Raw genomic sequence first — 15,721 nt, forward strand, 5'->3', positions numbered from 1 at the left:
TCACAATTCCAGCAAGACGCGCACGACCGACGTCAGCGCCTTGCCGATGTTTCGCGTGTTTTCGGCGTCGAGGTGGACACCGTCGAGAGGTGTTGTTTGCGCCACCGTGCCAGCGTCGAAGAAGCCGCAACCGACTTCGTCGGCGAGTGCTGCGTATTGCGGTGCAAGCTGCTTCGAGGCGTCATCCCCGCCGGCGAACATCTCCTTGAAGTCGGCATTTTCGGTGCGACTGACAAGAGGCGGCGAAACGATCAGAATCCGCGGCGCCGGCCAGTCGAACGGATAATCGTGGCCACGCACGATGTCGATCAGCCGCTGGATACCTTGCTTGGCCGCAACCGGGTTGCCATGGATCCACGGCTTCATGTCGTTGGCGCCGAGCATGATGACGATCAGGTCGATCGGCGCATGCGTCGTCAGCACCGTCGGCAGCAGCCGTGCACCGTTGCGGTCGGCCCCGGCCAGATGATCGTCGAAGGCGGTGGTGCGGCCGTTGAGGCCGTCGGCGATAACCTGAACGCGTTCGCCAAGGCCAGCTTGCAGCACGCTTGGCCAGCGATCCTCGAGCGCATGACGCCCGCCTTCGGCATTGTAGCCCCATGTCAAGGAGTCGCCGTAACAAAGAACCGTTTTCATCCGTTCAACCTGCTTTTGTGTCGGCCACACCGCGCTTCACGCGCCAGCGCACGAACAACCAATGGATGATGATCGTCACCAGGCCCGGCAGACCAAGACCGGCAACCACCGGCATGTCTCTCCTGACCACCGCGGCGCTGCTGTCGCTGTAGAGGATCAGCGCGACCAAGAGGAGAAGCAGCGCCACAAATACAATCAGCGTCCACTTTCCCGCCGTCGCCACGGCCGCGACCGGATCGTTCGTCAATTGCGCGACGAAGAAGACGAAGGTGACGACAAAAGTCACCAGCACCGAGAACATGAAGACGATGATGTATTCTTCCTCGGCGCCGGTGGCGACGGCCAACCATTGCGCGATCAGCCCGCCGGCCAACCCGGAAATGAGAAAGGCAAAAAGGCTGGTGAAGAATATCCGCACAGCCTTTTCCTTTCCTACACCAGCATGCCCATCGGGTTCTCGATCAGCTTCTTGAAGGCGACCAGCAGTTCGGCCCCCAGCGCACCGTCGACGGCGCGATGATCGGTCGACAGCGTCACCGACATCACGGTGGCAATCTTGATCTCGCCATTCTTGACCACCGCCCGCTCCTCGCCGGCGCCGACTGCCAGGATCGTCGCATGCGGCGGGTTGATCACCGCGGCGAAGTCCTTGATGCCGAACATGCCGAGATTGGAGACGGCCGTGGTGCCGCCCTGATATTCTTCCGGCTTCAGCTTGCGGCTGCGGGCGCGGCTCGCCAGATCCTTCATCTCGTTGGAGATGACGGACAGCGTCTTTTCGTCGGCATGCCGGATGATCGGCGTGATCAGGCCGCCGGGGATCGACACGGCAACGCCGACATCGGCATGCTTGTGCTTGACCATGGCGCTCTCGGTCCAGGAGGCATTGGCATCCGGCACCGCCTTCAGCGCCATCGCCATCGCCTTGATCACCATGTCGTTGACCGACAGCTTGTAGGCAGGGGCCTCACCCTTGTCGGTCTTCTTCACCGGCGCGGCGGCATTGAGTTGCGTGCGCAGCGAAAGCAGCGCATCGAGTTCGCAGTCAAGCGTCAGGTAGAAATGCGGGATGGTGGTTTTGGCTTCGACCAGGCGCCGCGCGATGGTCTTGCGCATGGCGTCATGCGGGACGAGGTCATAAGAGCCCTGCTCGAACAGCTTCAGCACCTGGTCGTCCGACATCGGCTTTACTGCCGGCGCGGCGGCTGGTGCGCCAGCCGGAGCCTTGGCGGCGGGCGCTGCCTTGATACCACTGCCGGCGATAGCGGCATCGACGTCTGCTTTCACCACCCGGCCATGCGGGCCGGTGCCGGTCACGGCCGACACATCGACCCCCGCCTCCTTGGCGATGCGGCGCGCGAGCGGCGATGCAAAGGTGCGGTCGCCAGCCGCATGACCGTTGGCGGCCGGAGCTGCCGAGGCGGGCTCGGGCTTCGATGTCTCGGTCTTTGGCGCCTCGGGCTGCGGCGCTTCAGCCTTGGCAGCTTCAGCCTTCGGTGCCTCGGCTTTCGCCGGCGCGGCATCGCCACCGCTCTTGGCGGCGGCGCCCGCATCCTCGCCTTCGGCGGCAAGCACGGCGATCAGCGCGTTGACCTTGACCCCTTCGGTTCCGGCCGGCACGACCAGCTTGGCAACCGTACCCTCATCGACGGCCTCGACCTCCATCGTCGCCTTGTCGGTCTCGATCTCGGCGATCACATCGCCCGGCGAAACCTTGTCGCCTTCCTTGACCAGCCATTTTGACAGATTGCCTTCTTCCATCGTGGGCGATAGCGCCGGCATGGTGATGTTGATTGGCATTTTGTCCTCCCGCCCGGTTCAGCGATATGCGACGGCTTTGACGGCCTCGATGACCTCGCCGACGTTCGGCAATGCCAGCTTTTCGAGGTTGGCCGCATAGGGCATCGGCACGTCCTTGCCGGCAATGGTGATGACCGGTGCGTCGAGGAAATCGAAAGCGCGCTGCGAGACCTGGTTGGCGATATGGTCGCCGACCGAATTCTGCGGGTAGCCTTCTTCGACCACGACCAGCCGGTTGGTCTTCTTGACCGAGGTGATGACGGTGTCGAGATCGAGCGGACGGATGGTCCTGAGATCGATGATCTCGGCCTCGATACCCATGCCGCGCAGCTCGGCTTCAGCCTTGACGGCATAGGTCATGCCGATGCCGAAGGAGACGATGGTGACGTCCTTGCCTGCCTTGTGGATGCGCGCCTTGCCGATCGGCAGCACGAAGTCGTCCAGCTTCGGCACGTCGAAGGACTGGCCGTAGAGGATCTCGTTCTCGAGGAAGATGATCGGGTTCGGATCGCGGATCGCCGCCTTGAGCAAACCCTTGGCGTCGGCGGCCGTATACGGCATCACGACCTTCAGGCCCGGAATGTGGCTGTACCAGGCGGCATAGCACTGCGAGTGCTGGGCGGCGACGCGGGCCGCGGCGCCGTTCGGCCCACGGAACACAATCGGCGCGCCCATCTGGCCGCCCGACATATAGAGCGTCTTGGCGGCGGAGTTGATGATCTGGTCGATCGCCTGCATGGCGAAGTTGAAGGTCATGAACTCGACGATCGGCTTCAGGCCGGCCATCGCCGCACCGACGCCAACGCCGGCAAAACCATGTTCGGTGATCGGCGTGTCGACGACGCGACGCGGTCCGAATTCCTGCAGCAGGCCTTGCGTGATCTTGTAGGCGCCCTGGTATTCGGCGACTTCCTCACCCATGACGAAGACATCGCCGTCGCGGCGCATTTCCTCGGCCATGGCATCGCGCAGCGCTTCACGCACGGTGGTCGAGACCATCTCGGTACCGGCCGGAATGTCCGGATCGGCGGCAATTTCCGTTTTCGGGGCAGCCGCGACGGGTGCGGCGGCTGGCTTTGCCACCTCCGCCTTGTCCTGGGCCGGCGCTTCCGCCTTTGCCGGCGCTTCCGCCTTGGCAGGAGCCGCGGACTTGGCGACATCGGCGGCGCTCTCGCCGTCCTGCAGCAGAACGGCGATCACCGCGTTGACCTTGACGCCTTCGGTGCCGGCGGGAACCACGATCTTGCCCAGCGTACCTTCGTCGACGGCTTCGACCTCCATCGTCGCCTTGTCGGTTTCGATCTCGGCGAGGACGTCACCGGCGACGACCTTGTCGCCCTCGTTCTTCAACCACTTGGAAAGATTGCCCTCTTCCATGGTCGGCGAGAGAGCGGGCATGAGAATTTCGATCGGCATGTCCTGGCCCTCCCCTTACAATACGATATCGGTCCAGAGCTCGGACGGATCCGGCTCTGCATCGTTCTGGGCAAATTCGGCGGCATCGGCGACGATGTCGCGAACCTCCTTGTCGATGGTCTTGAGCTCGTCCTCGGTCGCCCACTTCTTCTCGATCAGCCGCGCCTTGACCTGCTCGATCGGGTCGTGCTCGGAGCGCATCTTCTGCACTTCTTCCTTCGACCGGTATTTTGCGGGATCGGACATCGAGTGGCCGCGATAACGGTAGGTCTGCATTTCGAGGATCAGCGGGCCATTGCCGGCGCGGCACCATTCGGTCGCGAGATCGCCGGCGGCCTTGACCGCGCGTACGTCCATGCCGTCGACCTGAATGCCGGGAATCTTGAAGGAAGCGCCGCGATGCGAGAAGTCTGTCTCCGCTGAAGAGCGCGAAACCGAGGTGCCCATGGCGTAGCGGTTGTTCTCGATGATGTAGATCACCGGCAGCTTCCACAGCGAGGCCATGTTGAAGCTTTCATAGACCTGGCCCTGGTTGGCGGCGCCGTCGCCGAAATAGGTCAGCGAGACATTGTTGTTGTCGCGGTAGCGGTTGGCGAAGGCCAGACCCGTGCCGAGCGACACCTGCGCACCGACAATGCCGTGACCGCCATAAAAATGCTTCTCCTTGGAGAACATGTGCATGGAGCCGCCCTTGCCCCTCGACAAGCCGCCGCGGCGTCCGGTCAACTCGGCCATCACGCCACGCGGCGACAACTCCATCGCCAGCATGTGACCGTGGTCGCGATAGGCCGTGATCATCTGGTCGCCGTCGATCAGCGCCATCTTCATGCCGGTGACGACGGCTTCCTGGCCGATATAGAGGTGGCAGAAGCCACCGATGAAGCCCATGCCGTAGAGCTGGCCGGCCTTTTCCTCGAAGCGGCGGATGAGCAGCATGTGCCGGTAGGCGGCAAGCTCTTCGTCCTTGGTGAAGTCAGCAGGCTTGGGTGCCGACAGACCGGATTTGCCGTCGGATTTCGATTTGGCAGGCGCTTTTCTGGCTGCGGTGGCCATGCATCACTCCCTGTTGGCGTCTCTTTGCGGACACTGGAGCAAGATGAACCTGCTCCGGGGAGATCGCCCTCCCCTTCGATTTATGGGAGGCTAACACGTAGAAAGGCGTTCCGCCATGTCGAAATTGCATAGCTGGCATGCACCTAAGCAATTAAAATCATTGAAAATATTGGTGATTAACCTGATATCGGTTATTTTGTCGGAGCCGGCAGCATGATGGTGATCTCATCGGCCTGGGACAGATTGAGCGCCTTACGCGCCTGCTCGTCGAGCATGTCCTTCTCCAGCGTGCCATCGTGCATGAGCTTGACGCGCCGCTCAAGCTCCATCCTGCGCGCCTTGATCGCATCGAGCTGACCCTGCAGCGCGGCCGTCTCGGCCTCCAGCTTGTATTTCGAATTGATGCCGAATTCGCCGTGATAGGCGTGGAAGCCGAAATAGGCCAGGAACACCACGCACAGCGAGGGAATGATCAGGCGCCCGGTGTTTCTCTGCTTGTGCTGACGCGTCCACATGACCGATTCCCCGTGGCCGCGAACTCAAACGGCTCGAAGCCTTTTTCACCTGATTGTGCTTAACGGACGGTTACGGGGGCCGCCCCATGCCGGGCGCACAATGAAAAAGGGCGGGATGTCCCGCCTCTCTGTATCGACGATGTGCGGGCCGGATCAGCTCTTGATCACCGATCTGCCGGCGTAACGCGCCTGCTTGCCGAGTTCTTCTTCGATGCGGATCAACTGGTTATATTTGGCCATGCGGTCCGACCGCGACAGCGAGCCGGTCTTGATCTGTCCGCAATTGGTGGCGACGGCGAGATCGGCGATGGTCGAATCCTCGGTCTCGCCCGAACGGTGCGACATGACGGCGGTGTAGGCAGCCTTGTGTGCGGTCTCGACCGCGTCGAGCGTCTCGGTCAGCGAGCCGATCTGGTTGACCTTGACCAGGATCGAATTGGCAACGCCCATGCGGATGCCGTCGCGCAGGCGCGCCGTGTTGGTGACGAAGAGATCGTCGCCGACAAGCTGCGTCTTCTTGCCGATCAGGTCGGTCAGATATTTCCAGCCTTCCCAGTCATCCTCGGCAAGGCCGTCCTCGATCGAGATGATCGGGTAGTCGGCGGCGAGCTTGGCGAGGTACTTGGCCTGCGCCTTGGGGTCACGCGTCTTCTTCTCGCCCTCGTAGACATAGTTGCCGTCCTTGAAGAACTCGGTCGCGGCGCAATCGAGGCCGAGCGCGATCTCTTCGCCCGGCTTGAATCCGGCCTTCTCGATCGATTCCATGATGAAGTCGAGCGCCACCGGCGCGCTCTTCAGGTTCGGCGCGAAGCCACCCTCGTCGCCGACATTGGTGTTGTGGCCGGCCCCCTTCAGCTTCTTGCGTAGCGTGTGGAAGATTTCCGAACCCCAGCGCACGCCTTCGCGCAGCGTCGGCGCGCCGACCGGCAGGATCATGAATTCCTGGAAGTCGATCGGATTGTCGGCATGCGCGCCGCCATTGATGATGTTCATCATCGGCACGGGCAGAATATGCGCCTTGGTGCCGCCGACATAGCGATAGAGCGGCAGGCCGGCGGCATCGGCCGCGGCCTTCGCCACCGCCAGCGAAACGCCCAGGATGGCGTTGGCGCCGAGCCGGCTCTTGTTGGGCGTGCCGTCAAGCTCGATCATGGTCTGATCGATATGGATCTGGTTTTCGGCCTCCATGCCGCCGATCGCCTCGAACAGTTCGCCGTTGACAGCTTCGACGGCCTTGAGCACGCCCTTGCCAAGATAGCGGGCGCCGCCGTCGCGAAGCTCGACGGCTTCGTGGGCGCCGGTCGAGGCACCCGACGGCACCGCGGCGCGGCCCATCGAACCGTCTTCGAGAACGACATCGACCTCGACGGTCGGGTTTCCACGGCTGTCCAGGATTTCACGCCCGACAATATCGATGATGGCGGTCATTGCGATGTCCTCGATTGATCTGGAGAAAGGGTCGCGCCCGTCTTAGCCAAAGCGACGCAAAAGGCAATCGGGCGCTGGCCGAATATTGCCGTTCGCTCGATTCACGAAGCGCAAGTTTCCGTCATCATAAGTCATGCCACCAGACGCGCATTCCGGGTTATAGATGTTGTCGCGCGGGGCGAAACAGGAGGAGTTTCGCCATGTCTGAGTTGAGCGGTATCGTCAGTCTGTTCCTGATCGCCGCGGCGTTCCTGACGTCGTGCGACAATCAGCAGTCACCGCCAAAGGCCATCGCGCCTTTGCCGGCCTTGCACACTAGCGAGTAGCGTTGCGTTGAATCGAAAAGGGGGGCCGTCGAAACGACCCCCTTTTTCAATTGTGGCGTCAATGCCAATAGGGCCTGACTTTGTAATACTGATAGGATTCGTCGCGCGCGCTCTCGCCATCCGCGCCGGCCAGTTCGTTGATCGAATGGGCAGGCGCTGCCTTCAGCTGTTCCTTGGTGAAGGGCACGACATAGCCACCCCTATCCTCGTCGTAGTCGAGGCTCGCCCATGGAATGGCATGGTACTTTTCGCTGATGCCGAGAAAGCCGCCAAACCCGATCACAGCGAACATGATGCCGTTCGACGTCTTGTCGAGCATGACGTCCTCGATGCTGCCGATGCTGTCGCCTTGGGTGTTGTAGACGCTGGTGCCGATCACCCGCGAAGCGGCAATGGCTTCGGTGTGGCCTGTCTGGGTTGTCATAATCATACTCCTCGTTGTCGTTGAACTCTGCCTGACAATGAGGGGCGTCGGCGAAAGTTCCCGACTTTTTTGGCGGCTGCCTGATCACTCCGCGAGGATGAAAGTCACCTTCATGTTGACGCGATAGGCCGCGATCTTGCCGTCCTCGACAACGATCTTCTGGTCCTGAATCCAAGCGCCCTCGACGTTCTTCAGGGTCTTCGAGGCGCGCGCAATTCCCTGCTCGATGGCGTCCTGAAAGCTCTTGCTGGACGACGAGGTGATTTCGGTGACGCGGGCTACGGACATGGCTTCCTCCTGCCAAATGCTTATTTGCCGGACAAGCGTACAACTGGGGTTTGTTTGCTACAAGACGTTGGCTTTTCAGCCCTTTGCAATCCTGTCGAAGGCCATCAGCCTTTCCAGAAGTGCCGGCATGTCTTTCAGCGGCAGCATATTCGGGCCGTCGGACGAGGTCGAATTGTCTGGGTCCTGGTGGGTCTCGATAAAGACGCCGGCAACCCCAACGGCAACGGCCGCGCGGGCCAGCGTCTCGACAAAGCGGCGCTCGCCGCCAGACGACCCGCCCTGGCCGCCCGGCTGCTGCACCGAATGGGTGGCGTCGAAGATCACCGGGGCGCCGATCTCGGCCATGACAGGCAGAGCGCGCATATCCGACACCAGCGTGTTGTAGCCGAAAGAAGCGCCGCGCTCGGTGGTCAGCACATTGGCGTTGCCCGAACCGGTGATCTTGGCGACCACGTTCTTCATGTCCCAGGGGGCAAGGAACTGCCCCTTCTTGACATTGATGACCTTGCCCGTCCTTGCGGCGGCGACCAGCATATCTGTCTGGCGCGACAGGAAGGCCGGTATCTGCAGCACATCGACATGCGGCGCAACGATCGCGCACTGTTCCTCGGTGTGAACATCGGTCAGCACGGGAAGCGAGAATTCCTTGCGCAACTCGTCGAAGACGGGAAGTGCGGCGTCCATGCCGGCGCCCCGCGTCGCCGAAAGCGAGGTACGGTTGGCCTTGTCGTAGCTCGTCTTGTAAACGAGGCCGATGCCGAGCCTGCCGGTCAGTTCCTTCAGCGCACCGGCCATGTCGAAGGCGTGCTGGCGCGATTCGAACTGGCATGGACCGGCGATCAGCGCCAGGGGTGCCGCATTGTCGAAGACGACATTGCCGACGGTTACCGACGAATTGGGCGCCAGGGGGTTGTTCATTGTATCTCCCGAAAGATGAAAGCCGCGCCCTGCCCGGATGCCGGCCGCACGATGATGTCATTGCCCGACATATCGTGCTGGATGGCGTTGGCCGCAAGCAGGCTTGCGGCGGCGCCAATGTCACGGATCGAAAATATCACGGCCGCGAAGCGCAATTCCGATGGCGCCCCGGCCGGTATTCCAAAGCGCGCCGTGAAAGAAGCGGCGTCCAGCACGGTCAAGACCGCATTCGGCAGATGAAAAGCGCCGCCTTGCGCATCGGCGGACGGGTCGTTGACCGCCACTGAAATCAGCCGATGCTGCTCGGCGGGAGCGCCGCTGATTGCAATCACCTCGACAATTCCGTCGACGCCATTGGGGTGAGCCTGCAATGCTGCGCGGTCCACTTTCGAGGCATTGATGCGCTGGCAGGCAAAAAGGAATGCGTCCGTTTGGCCATGAGCCGCAGCAAAGGCGAGTTTGAACGACGCCGTATCGCTTTTCCCCGCCGTGTCGGTGAAGGCTCGCGAGAAGCTCAGCGTGTCTCCCGCCGACAGGCCGGCTTCGACATAGCGTTCATGGTCGCCATCGGCATTGTCCGTGCCAAGAACCACTGCGGAAAATCCCTCATCGCCACGACTTTCGCGATAAAGGCAGTCGCGCGCGACAAAGACATTGCCCTCGGCGCAGGCCCTCGCCGCCGCTTGCCGATCACCGATCGCGAGCGGCTCCAGATAGGTGCCGTCGGCGAAGAAGACACAGCAATTTTCCGTACCGAACGGATGGATGCCTGCCGGCGCAACGACGAAGCCAAGTGCGTTGAGCCGGGCGCGCGCCGCATCGAGGCTCTGCGTCGGCAGAACCAGATGATCGAGCGGATGAATGCCTGATGAGGTCATGGAAGCGCGATGTGCATCATTCGGAAGATCGGTTCAAGACTTGATCGCCGGCGGCGGCATCGCGTGGACTTTGCCTTTGGCGTCGCGCTAACCGAATTGAGGGCCTGGCGGAAGGCCAATAACCTTCCCGGCGGCCTTCACGTGCTGCCCGGCTACTTCATGGGCGCCGCGAACGGCACCTTCTGGAGCAAGCGCTGGATCAGCTTCCGGCCACGACATCGGCGGAATAGCGCAGTTCGCGCATTGGTTTGACCTTGCTGGTGGTCTGCGCATAGAGCGGGTGCGCCTTGTAGGCGGCCAGCGCCGCATCATCGGCGAATTCCGCGTAGACAACGACATCGACTTCATCCGACAGCGGGTCGACCTTGGTGTTCAACGTGACCTCGAAGAGGCTGGAATGAGGAATATCGCCAAGCGCCAGCAGACCCGTGCGAACTGCTTCCACATCTTCCTTGCGCCCTGCGCTGAAGAAAACGATATGCCGGATCAATCCCGCCTCCTCGATCTGAATGTCGGGGTCTTTTGTGACGGCGGTCTCTTCGCGTCAACCGGTCATGGCGCCACGCGTCCTTGCGACGCGCCTCGACCGATGCTGGACCTCAGCTGCCCAATTTGAAGGGGATGTCTAGGTCTTGCCGGTGACGTAGCGGACCGCATGGGAAACCTCCCTGACCGTGACGTCGAGATACCGGCCCTGATTGTAGAGGCCGTCCCAGATCAGGAAGAACGCGATGGCGGCAATGACAATTACATAACGCATGGCTAAAGCTATCGCACCAGCGCTGCTGCTGCCATAGGGGTTTTTGATTTCGGGCTGCAACCTTACACAAGGCGTCGGATGCCGGCGCCGCGTGGCACAGTTCAGCTCTCGGCATGCCTCTTGAAGTTCCCCCTCATGACGTGGATGATTGTGGCAGGCATTCACTGGAAGCGCTGAAGCTCTGGCCAAAAGGGGTGTGCGCTTTGTTCGAGCCCGCCTGTCGCCGGATTCGCAAGCTGCCGGTCGAGGCAAGGCGTTCGAACCCGGCGGATGATCCAAGAGAACCGTGGCTCGGCAATTGCACCGACACCACGGAGATCCAGGGGCATGGAATGGGACACGGGGAACATCACGGCATAGCGCCGGGCGACGCGGTCAGGCTCGATGAATTCAACTTCGCCGAGATCGTCAAGGGACTGCCGGCCAAGGCGCGCATGGTACTGTCGGCGGCCATGAACCTGCCGCGCGGTTCGCTGAAGGTCAGAATGCCAGACGGCCGCGCCGTTCTCGTCGGCGGCAAGGCGCCGGGTCCCGACGCCGAACTCGTGCTCAAGAACTGGCGCCTGCCGGGCCGCGCCTTTTCCGGTGGCACGATCGGCGTTGCCGAATCCTATATGGACGGCGATTGGGAAAGCCCTGACGTCACCAGCTTCCTCGAACTGTTCGTGGTCAATTCGGCGATTGGCGAACGCGTCGCGGGCGGCGCCAGCTGGCTCATCAATACGGTCCAGCGCATCCGCCACTGGTTCAACGAGAACACACGCACAGGGTCGAAGCGCAATATTTCGGCGCATTACGACCTCGGCAACGCCTTCTACAATGAATGGCTCGACCCGAGCATGACCTATTCCTCGGCGCTTTATGCCAATGGCGCCGATGATCTCGAGAGCGCCCAGGCCGCCAAGTACCGGGCGCTGGCCAGGGATACGGGCATCGGCGGAAAGGATCATGTGCTGGAGATAGGCTGCGGCTGGGGCGGCTTTGCCGAATTCGCGGCACGCGAAATCGGCTGCCGGGTTACCGGATTGACCATCAGCCGCGAGCAGCATGACTTCGCCAAGGCGCGCATCGCCAGGGCCGGGCTGACGGACAAAGTCGACATCAAGTTGCAGGATTACCGCGACGAAACCGGCACCTACGATCGCATCGCCTCGATCGAGATGTTCGAAGCGGTCGGCGAGAAATACTGGCCGGTATTCTTCTCCAAGATGAAGACCTGCCTGAAGCCCGGCGGCACTGCCGGCCTCCAGATCATCACCATCAACGAAGCCGCCTACGACACCTATCGCGCCAGGCCGGATTTCATCCAGCGCTACGTCTTCCCGGGCGGCATGCTGCCAACGCCGTCCATCTTGAAGTCGCTTGGCGCCACGCATGGCCTTGCCCATTTACGCGAACACGTTTTCCCCGAGGACTATGCCCGCACGCTTGCAGAATGGCGCCAGCGCTTCCGGGAGTCGTGGGAGAAGATCGTGCCGCTCGGCTTCGACGATCGTTTCAAGAAGCTGTGGGAATTCTACCTGCATTACTGCGAGGCCGGTTTCCGCACCAGCTATATCGACGTGCGCCAGGTGGTCTACAAGGCGTAGGCTGGGCACGCACGTCGACTTCCTTGCCAGCGGCAATATCGGCATGATCTCGACATCGCCCTGTGAAGCATTGGCCACGTGGCCGACTGGGGCTTGGGGATGCGACCAAATCTGACCGCCTCCGGCTTTGACGACCGGATCAGAGAAGGATGCGGTATCTGGCAAAACCAGCTTCACCCTCGCCGGCCGGCTCGATCTTCAGCGACTTCACATCGGCAATGAAGTCCTTTGCCTTGACACCCGTTTCGAAGACGACACTGGTTCCCGGCAACGGCGCGAACGACCAGTTGCCATCCGCCGAGGGGTTGATGGTGCCTTGGCTGACGACGTAGCGGACGATGACGTCGCGGTTGGTGTCCGGCGCCTCGTAGATAATCTTCGAGGCATTGATGTCGGGAAAATTGCCGCCGCCGCCGGCACGGTAGTTGTTGGTCGCAACGACGAATTTCGCGACTGGATCAATTGGCTTGCCGTCGAATTTCAGGTCGACAATGCGATTGGAACCGGCATTGGCGATCCCGCCCTTGGCGTCGTATTTCGGCGGCTGCGACAAGTCGATCCTGTAGCTGACGCCGTCGATCACGTCGAAATTGTAGGATGGGAATTCGGTGTCGATCAGCGGCTGGTCGGCCTTCCCTGCCTCGATCTTCTTGAAGATGCCGGCCGACATCTCCAGCCATTCCTTCACCTGCGCACCCGTGATCTCAACCGCGCGAACCGTGTTCGGATAGAGATAGAGGTCGGCGACGTTCTTGATTGCGATATCGCCCACCGGCACGTCGGTGTAGTAGTCGGCGCCGCTGCGCCCGCCGGCCTTGAAGGGCGCCGCCGCCGACAAGGTCGGCAGGTCCTTCCATTGGGTGCTCTTCAGGATATCCTTGAGATACCAGCTCTGCGCCTGGTTGACGATTTGCACCGACGGATCATCGGCCACCAGCGCGAAATAGGAATAGAGTGGAGCCGAGGTCTTGCCGACAGGGCGGCGCACATAGGCGAGCGTCGCCTCGTGGTCCTGCCCGAGAGCGGCGATGATGCGCTTGTCGTCCGGGACAGTCGGCTTGTTCTTGTTGTCGACCCGCTCGAAGATCGGCCGTGCCTCCGACGTCGCCGAGACCACTTTCCACTTCGACCCGTCGCGTTCCAGCATCAGGTCGATCAGGCCCATATGCGAGCCCCAGAAACCGCCCATGACGGCGGGCTTGCCCTGCAGCGTCCCCTTCTGTGCGTCAACGCCCTCGAGCGCCTGGAAATCCTTCTTGCCGGGGAAGACCAGGTGCTGGTGGCCGGTGAAGACCGCGTCGATGCCTTCGACACCGGCGACGAAGAACGAGGCGTTCTCCATCATGTCGCCCTGCTTGACGTCGATGCCGGAATGCGAGAGCGCGATGACGATATCGGCGCCCTCCTCCTTCATCTGCGGCACCCAGGCCTTCGCCGCCTCGACGATGTCGCGCGTCTTGACGTTGCCTTCGAGATTCTTGAGGTCCCAGACCATGATCTGCGGCGGTACGAAGCCGATGATGCCGATCCTGATCGGCTGCTCCGCGCCTGACCCGTCCTTGATCTTCTTGTCCAGGATTATGTAGGGCTTGAGGTAGAGCTTGTCGTCGCGTGGGTTGGCGGCAAGCACGGTGCCCCGGATCAGATTGGCGCAGACAAACGGGAAATTGGCGCCGGCCAGCACCTTGTCCAGAAAAGACAGGCCGTAGTTGAACTCGTGGTTGCCAAGTGTCGAACACTCGTAGCCGAGCAGGTTCATGCCTTTCATGATCGGATGGAGATCGCCCTCCTTCAGCCCCTTCTCATAGGCGATGTAGTCGCCCATCGGGTTGCCCTGCAAAAGGTCGCCATTGTCGATCAGCATCGAATTGGCGGCTTCCTTGCGCACCGCATCGATCAGCGACGCCGTGCGCGACAGGCCCATCGTGTCATTGGCTTTGTCGGCGTAGTAATCATAGGGCAGCACGTTCACATGGATATCGGTGGTTTCCATGATTCTCAGATGCGCCTGGTTGGCCTGCGCACGGGCGGAGAAGGGATGAAGCATGATTAGCGCCCCTGTGACGGCGGCCCCCGCAAGGAGACCACGGCGAGAGACGGGATGGAGCAGTTGCGACATGGTTTCTCCTTCTTCGACGACCTGACAAGCCCTGCCCCGAAGCGAACTTCGCGCCGAAATCGGCTCAAGTCCACTCAAGAAGTCGCACGCATCGGCACGCCAATCCATCAGCAACAGATGACGGCCGGATGAAAAGCGCGGTGAAGAAAGTCAGGTCTTGTCGTCGTCACCCTGTGTGATCAGCCGGGCGCTGCGCTGGCCTGTGACGTATATCCATAGCCAGCTCAGCGAAACCGCAAGCCGGTTGCGGAAACCGATCAGGAAATAGATATGGGCGATGCCCCACAGCCACCAGGCGAGCCAGCCGGTCAGCTTGATCCAGCCGAAATCGATCGCGGCGGCGCGCTTGCCGATCGTCGCCAGATCACCGGCGTGCTTGTAGTGGAAAGGCCGCGGGCTCGTATCGCCGGCAAGCCTGGCCCTGACGGTCGCGGCAACATGCCGTCCCTCCTGCTTGGCGGAAGGCGCCACGCCGGGCACCGGTCGTCCGTCGGGCAGCACAAGTGCTGCGTCGCCGATGACAAAAATTTCCGGGCTTCCGGGCACGCTGAGATCAGGCTCGACCAATACCCTGCCGGCCCGGTCCGCCTTCGCTCCCAGCCATTCGGCGGCTGGCGAAGCGGCAACCCCGGCTGCCCACAGGATCGTGCGGGCCGGCAGAACCGTGTCGCCAAAAACCACCCCTTCGGCATCGCAGCGCGTAACGGCCCGGCCAAGTTCGACCACAACACCAAGCCGTTCCAGCGCCTTCCCGGCATAATCGGAGAGCTTCGGCGCGAAATTGGCCAGAATGCGGTCGCCGGCCTCGATCAGCACCACGCGCGTCTGGCGCGTATCGATGTTGCGGAATTCGCCGCGCAGCGTGTCATGCGCCAGTTCGGCAATGGTTCCGGCGAGTTCGACGCCTGTCGGCCCGCCGCCGACGATGGCAATGGTCAGCAGCGCTTGGCGCCTGGCGGGGTCGGGTTCCCGCTCCGCTTGCTCGAAGGCCAGGAGGATGCGGCGCCGGATGGTGGTGGCGTCCTCCAACGTCTTCAAGCCCGGCGCGAAAGGCTCCCATTCGTCATGGCCGAAATAGGCATGGCGCGCGCCGGTGGCGAGCACCAGCGTGTCGTAAGTGACGGCGCTGCCATCCTCCAGCAAAACACGTCTGCCGGTCCGGTCGACCCCCGTGACATTGGCCAGCAGCGTGGTCGCATCCTTGCGCTTGCGCAGGAGATGGCGGATCGGCCAGGCCACCTCCGAGGTTGCCAGCGCCGTGGTTGCCACCTGATAGAGCAGCGGCTGAAACAGATGATGGTTGCGCTTGTCGATCATGGTGATGCGCACCGGCACGCCAGCCAGAGCGCGGGTGAATTCGAGGCCGCCGAACCCGGCACCGACGACGACGACATGATGTCTGGCATCGCTCATTTCATTCACCCTTGATGGGCAAGATTGCCTGGCTAGATGTAGGTGTTTTTGTGCAATGCAACAATGGCGGGACAGTGCGCGAGACTCGTCGTTTCATGTCGTGAATGCACATGTTGTATCGTATCGCGAGGTATAGCGTCATCGAACACGAGATGAGG

The 15,721-nt window shown here is 61.8% G+C and carries 17 protein-coding genes; 2 read left to right on the top strand and 15 right to left on the bottom strand.

The window, feature by feature from the left end:
* From FJ970_RS20280 to eno, 7 genes are all read right to left on the bottom strand, one after another.
* Positions 1-636, bottom strand: coding sequence for an SGNH/GDSL hydrolase family protein (locus FJ970_RS20280; RefSeq protein WP_140758638.1), 636 nt, complete (start codon positions 634-636; stop codon positions 1-3).
* Between the two features lie 4 nt (positions 637-640).
* Positions 641-1,054: a hypothetical protein gene (locus tag FJ970_RS20285; protein ID WP_140758637.1), complete on the bottom strand. Its 414-nt coding sequence runs from the start codon at positions 1,052-1,054 to the stop codon at positions 641-643.
* A 14-nt stretch (positions 1,055-1,068) separates the two neighbouring features.
* Complete coding sequence (locus FJ970_RS20290) at positions 1,069-2,436, bottom strand: pyruvate dehydrogenase complex dihydrolipoamide acetyltransferase (protein ID WP_140758636.1); 1,368 nt, start codon at positions 2,434-2,436, stop codon at positions 1,069-1,071.
* An 18-nt stretch (positions 2,437-2,454) separates the two neighbouring features.
* On the bottom strand, positions 2,455-3,852 hold the full coding sequence (locus tag FJ970_RS20295; protein WP_140758635.1) for a pyruvate dehydrogenase complex E1 component subunit beta: 1,398 nt from the start codon (positions 3,850-3,852) through the stop codon (positions 2,455-2,457).
* A gap of 15 nt (positions 3,853-3,867) precedes the next feature.
* Positions 3,868-4,905 (bottom strand): pyruvate dehydrogenase (acetyl-transferring) E1 component subunit alpha, encoded by a 1,038-nt coding sequence (gene pdhA / locus FJ970_RS20300; protein ID WP_127869335.1) that lies wholly within the window; start codon positions 4,903-4,905, stop codon positions 3,868-3,870.
* 191 nt (positions 4,906-5,096) lie between these two features.
* On the bottom strand, positions 5,097-5,420 hold the full coding sequence (locus tag FJ970_RS20305) for an FtsB family cell division protein (protein ID WP_140758634.1): 324 nt from the start codon (positions 5,418-5,420) through the stop codon (positions 5,097-5,099).
* Between the two features lie 153 nt (positions 5,421-5,573).
* Positions 5,574-6,848, bottom strand: a complete 1,275-nt coding sequence (gene eno / locus FJ970_RS20310; RefSeq protein WP_140758633.1) for a phosphopyruvate hydratase — start codon at positions 6,846-6,848, stop codon at positions 5,574-5,576.
* A gap of 200 nt (positions 6,849-7,048) precedes the next feature.
* Here eno and FJ970_RS33675 point away from each other — a divergent pair, with 200 nt between their 5' ends.
* On the top strand, positions 7,049-7,174 hold the full coding sequence (locus FJ970_RS33675; protein ID WP_140758632.1) for a hypothetical protein: 126 nt from the start codon (positions 7,049-7,051) through the stop codon (positions 7,172-7,174).
* Positions 7,175-7,232: 58 nt separating this feature from the next.
* Here the strand turns inward: FJ970_RS33675 and FJ970_RS20315 are convergent, their stop codons facing one another.
* From FJ970_RS20315 to FJ970_RS33680, 6 genes are all read right to left on the bottom strand, one after another.
* The gene (locus tag FJ970_RS20315) at positions 7,233-7,598 is read right to left on the bottom strand and encodes a PRC-barrel domain-containing protein (protein ID WP_140758631.1); all 366 of its coding nucleotides are present in this window, start codon (positions 7,596-7,598) and stop codon (positions 7,233-7,235) included.
* 84 nt (positions 7,599-7,682) lie between these two features.
* Positions 7,683-7,886, bottom strand: coding sequence for a dodecin family protein (locus FJ970_RS20320; protein WP_140758630.1), 204 nt, complete (start codon positions 7,884-7,886; stop codon positions 7,683-7,685).
* A gap of 75 nt (positions 7,887-7,961) precedes the next feature.
* Positions 7,962-8,804: a 3-deoxy-8-phosphooctulonate synthase gene (gene kdsA / locus FJ970_RS20325; RefSeq protein ID WP_140758629.1), complete on the bottom strand. Its 843-nt coding sequence runs from the start codon at positions 8,802-8,804 to the stop codon at positions 7,962-7,964.
* The gene (locus FJ970_RS20330; RefSeq protein WP_140758628.1) at positions 8,801-9,682 is read right to left on the bottom strand and encodes a VOC family protein; all 882 of its coding nucleotides are present in this window, start codon (positions 9,680-9,682) and stop codon (positions 8,801-8,803) included. Before FJ970_RS20330 ends, kdsA begins: the two co-directional genes overlap by 4 nt.
* A gap of 199 nt (positions 9,683-9,881) precedes the next feature.
* The gene (locus FJ970_RS20335; protein WP_140758627.1) at positions 9,882-10,172 is read right to left on the bottom strand and encodes a Dabb family protein; all 291 of its coding nucleotides are present in this window, start codon (positions 10,170-10,172) and stop codon (positions 9,882-9,884) included.
* A 135-nt stretch (positions 10,173-10,307) separates the two neighbouring features.
* Positions 10,308-10,442, bottom strand: a complete 135-nt coding sequence (locus tag FJ970_RS33680; RefSeq protein WP_263489212.1) for a hypothetical protein — start codon at positions 10,440-10,442, stop codon at positions 10,308-10,310.
* A 332-nt stretch (positions 10,443-10,774) separates the two neighbouring features.
* Between FJ970_RS33680 and FJ970_RS20340 the strand changes: the two genes are divergently transcribed.
* Entirely contained in the window at positions 10,775-12,031 is a 1,257-nt protein-coding gene (locus tag FJ970_RS20340; protein ID WP_140758626.1) for an SAM-dependent methyltransferase, read from the top strand.
* Between the two features lie 139 nt (positions 12,032-12,170).
* Here the strand turns inward: FJ970_RS20340 and FJ970_RS20345 are convergent, their stop codons facing one another.
* Both FJ970_RS20345 and FJ970_RS20350 read right to left on the bottom strand, forming a co-directional pair.
* Positions 12,171-14,150 carry a bifunctional 2',3'-cyclic-nucleotide 2'-phosphodiesterase/3'-nucleotidase gene (locus FJ970_RS20345; RefSeq protein ID WP_140758625.1) on the bottom strand — a complete coding sequence of 660 codons (1,980 nt, stop codon included), beginning with the start codon at positions 14,148-14,150 and terminating at the stop codon, positions 12,171-12,173.
* Positions 14,151-14,300: 150 nt separating this feature from the next.
* A complete protein-coding gene (locus FJ970_RS20350; RefSeq protein ID WP_140758624.1) occupies positions 14,301-15,563 on the bottom strand; it encodes an NAD(P)/FAD-dependent oxidoreductase in 1,263 nt (420 codons plus the stop codon).
* Positions 15,564-15,721: the final 158 nt, after the last annotated feature.

The organism is Mesorhizobium sp. B2-1-8 (assembly GCF_006442545.2).
Taxonomy (GTDB): Bacteria; Pseudomonadota; Alphaproteobacteria; order Rhizobiales; family Rhizobiaceae; genus Mesorhizobium.

Bases quoted from the DNA above. Each gene is read 5' to 3' on its own strand.
- FJ970_RS20320 (WP_140758630.1), bottom strand. From the start codon at position 7,886: ATGTCCGTAGCCCGCGTCACCGAAATCACCTCGTCGTCCAGCAAGAGC.
- FJ970_RS20315 (WP_140758631.1), bottom strand. From the start codon at position 7,598: ATGACAACCCAGACAGGCCACACCGAAGCCATTGCCGCTTCGCGGGTG.
- FJ970_RS20345 (WP_140758625.1), bottom strand. From the start codon at position 14,150: ATGTCGCAACTGCTCCATCCCGTCTCTCGCCGTGGTCTCCTTGCGGGG.
- FJ970_RS33680 (WP_263489212.1), bottom strand. From the start codon at position 10,442: ATGCGTTATGTAATTGTCATTGCCGCCATCGCGTTCTTCCTGATCTGG.
- FJ970_RS20330 (WP_140758628.1), bottom strand. From the start codon at position 9,682: ATGACCTCATCAGGCATTCATCCGCTCGATCATCTGGTTCTGCCGACG.
- FJ970_RS20350 (WP_140758624.1), bottom strand. From the start codon at position 15,563: ATGAGCGATGCCAGACATCATGTCGTCGTCGTCGGTGCCGGGTTCGGC.
- FJ970_RS20280 (WP_140758638.1), bottom strand. From the start codon at position 636: ATGAAAACGGTTCTTTGTTACGGCGACTCCTTGACATGGGGCTACAAT.
- FJ970_RS20340 (WP_140758626.1), top strand. From the start codon at position 10,775: ATGGGACACGGGGAACATCACGGCATAGCGCCGGGCGACGCGGTCAGG.
- FJ970_RS20295 (WP_140758635.1), bottom strand. From the start codon at position 3,852: ATGCCGATCGAAATTCTCATGCCCGCTCTCTCGCCGACCATGGAAGAG.
- kdsA (WP_140758629.1), bottom strand. From the start codon at position 8,804: ATGAACAACCCCCTGGCGCCCAATTCGTCGGTAACCGTCGGCAATGTC.
- FJ970_RS20290 (WP_140758636.1), bottom strand. From the start codon at position 2,436: ATGCCAATCAACATCACCATGCCGGCGCTATCGCCCACGATGGAAGAA.
- FJ970_RS33675 (WP_140758632.1), top strand. From the start codon at position 7,049: ATGTCTGAGTTGAGCGGTATCGTCAGTCTGTTCCTGATCGCCGCGGCG.
- pdhA (WP_127869335.1), bottom strand. From the start codon at position 4,905: ATGGCCACCGCAGCCAGAAAAGCGCCTGCCAAATCGAAATCCGACGGC.
- FJ970_RS20305 (WP_140758634.1), bottom strand. From the start codon at position 5,420: ATGTGGACGCGTCAGCACAAGCAGAGAAACACCGGGCGCCTGATCATT.
- eno (WP_140758633.1), bottom strand. From the start codon at position 6,848: ATGACCGCCATCATCGATATTGTCGGGCGTGAAATCCTGGACAGCCGT.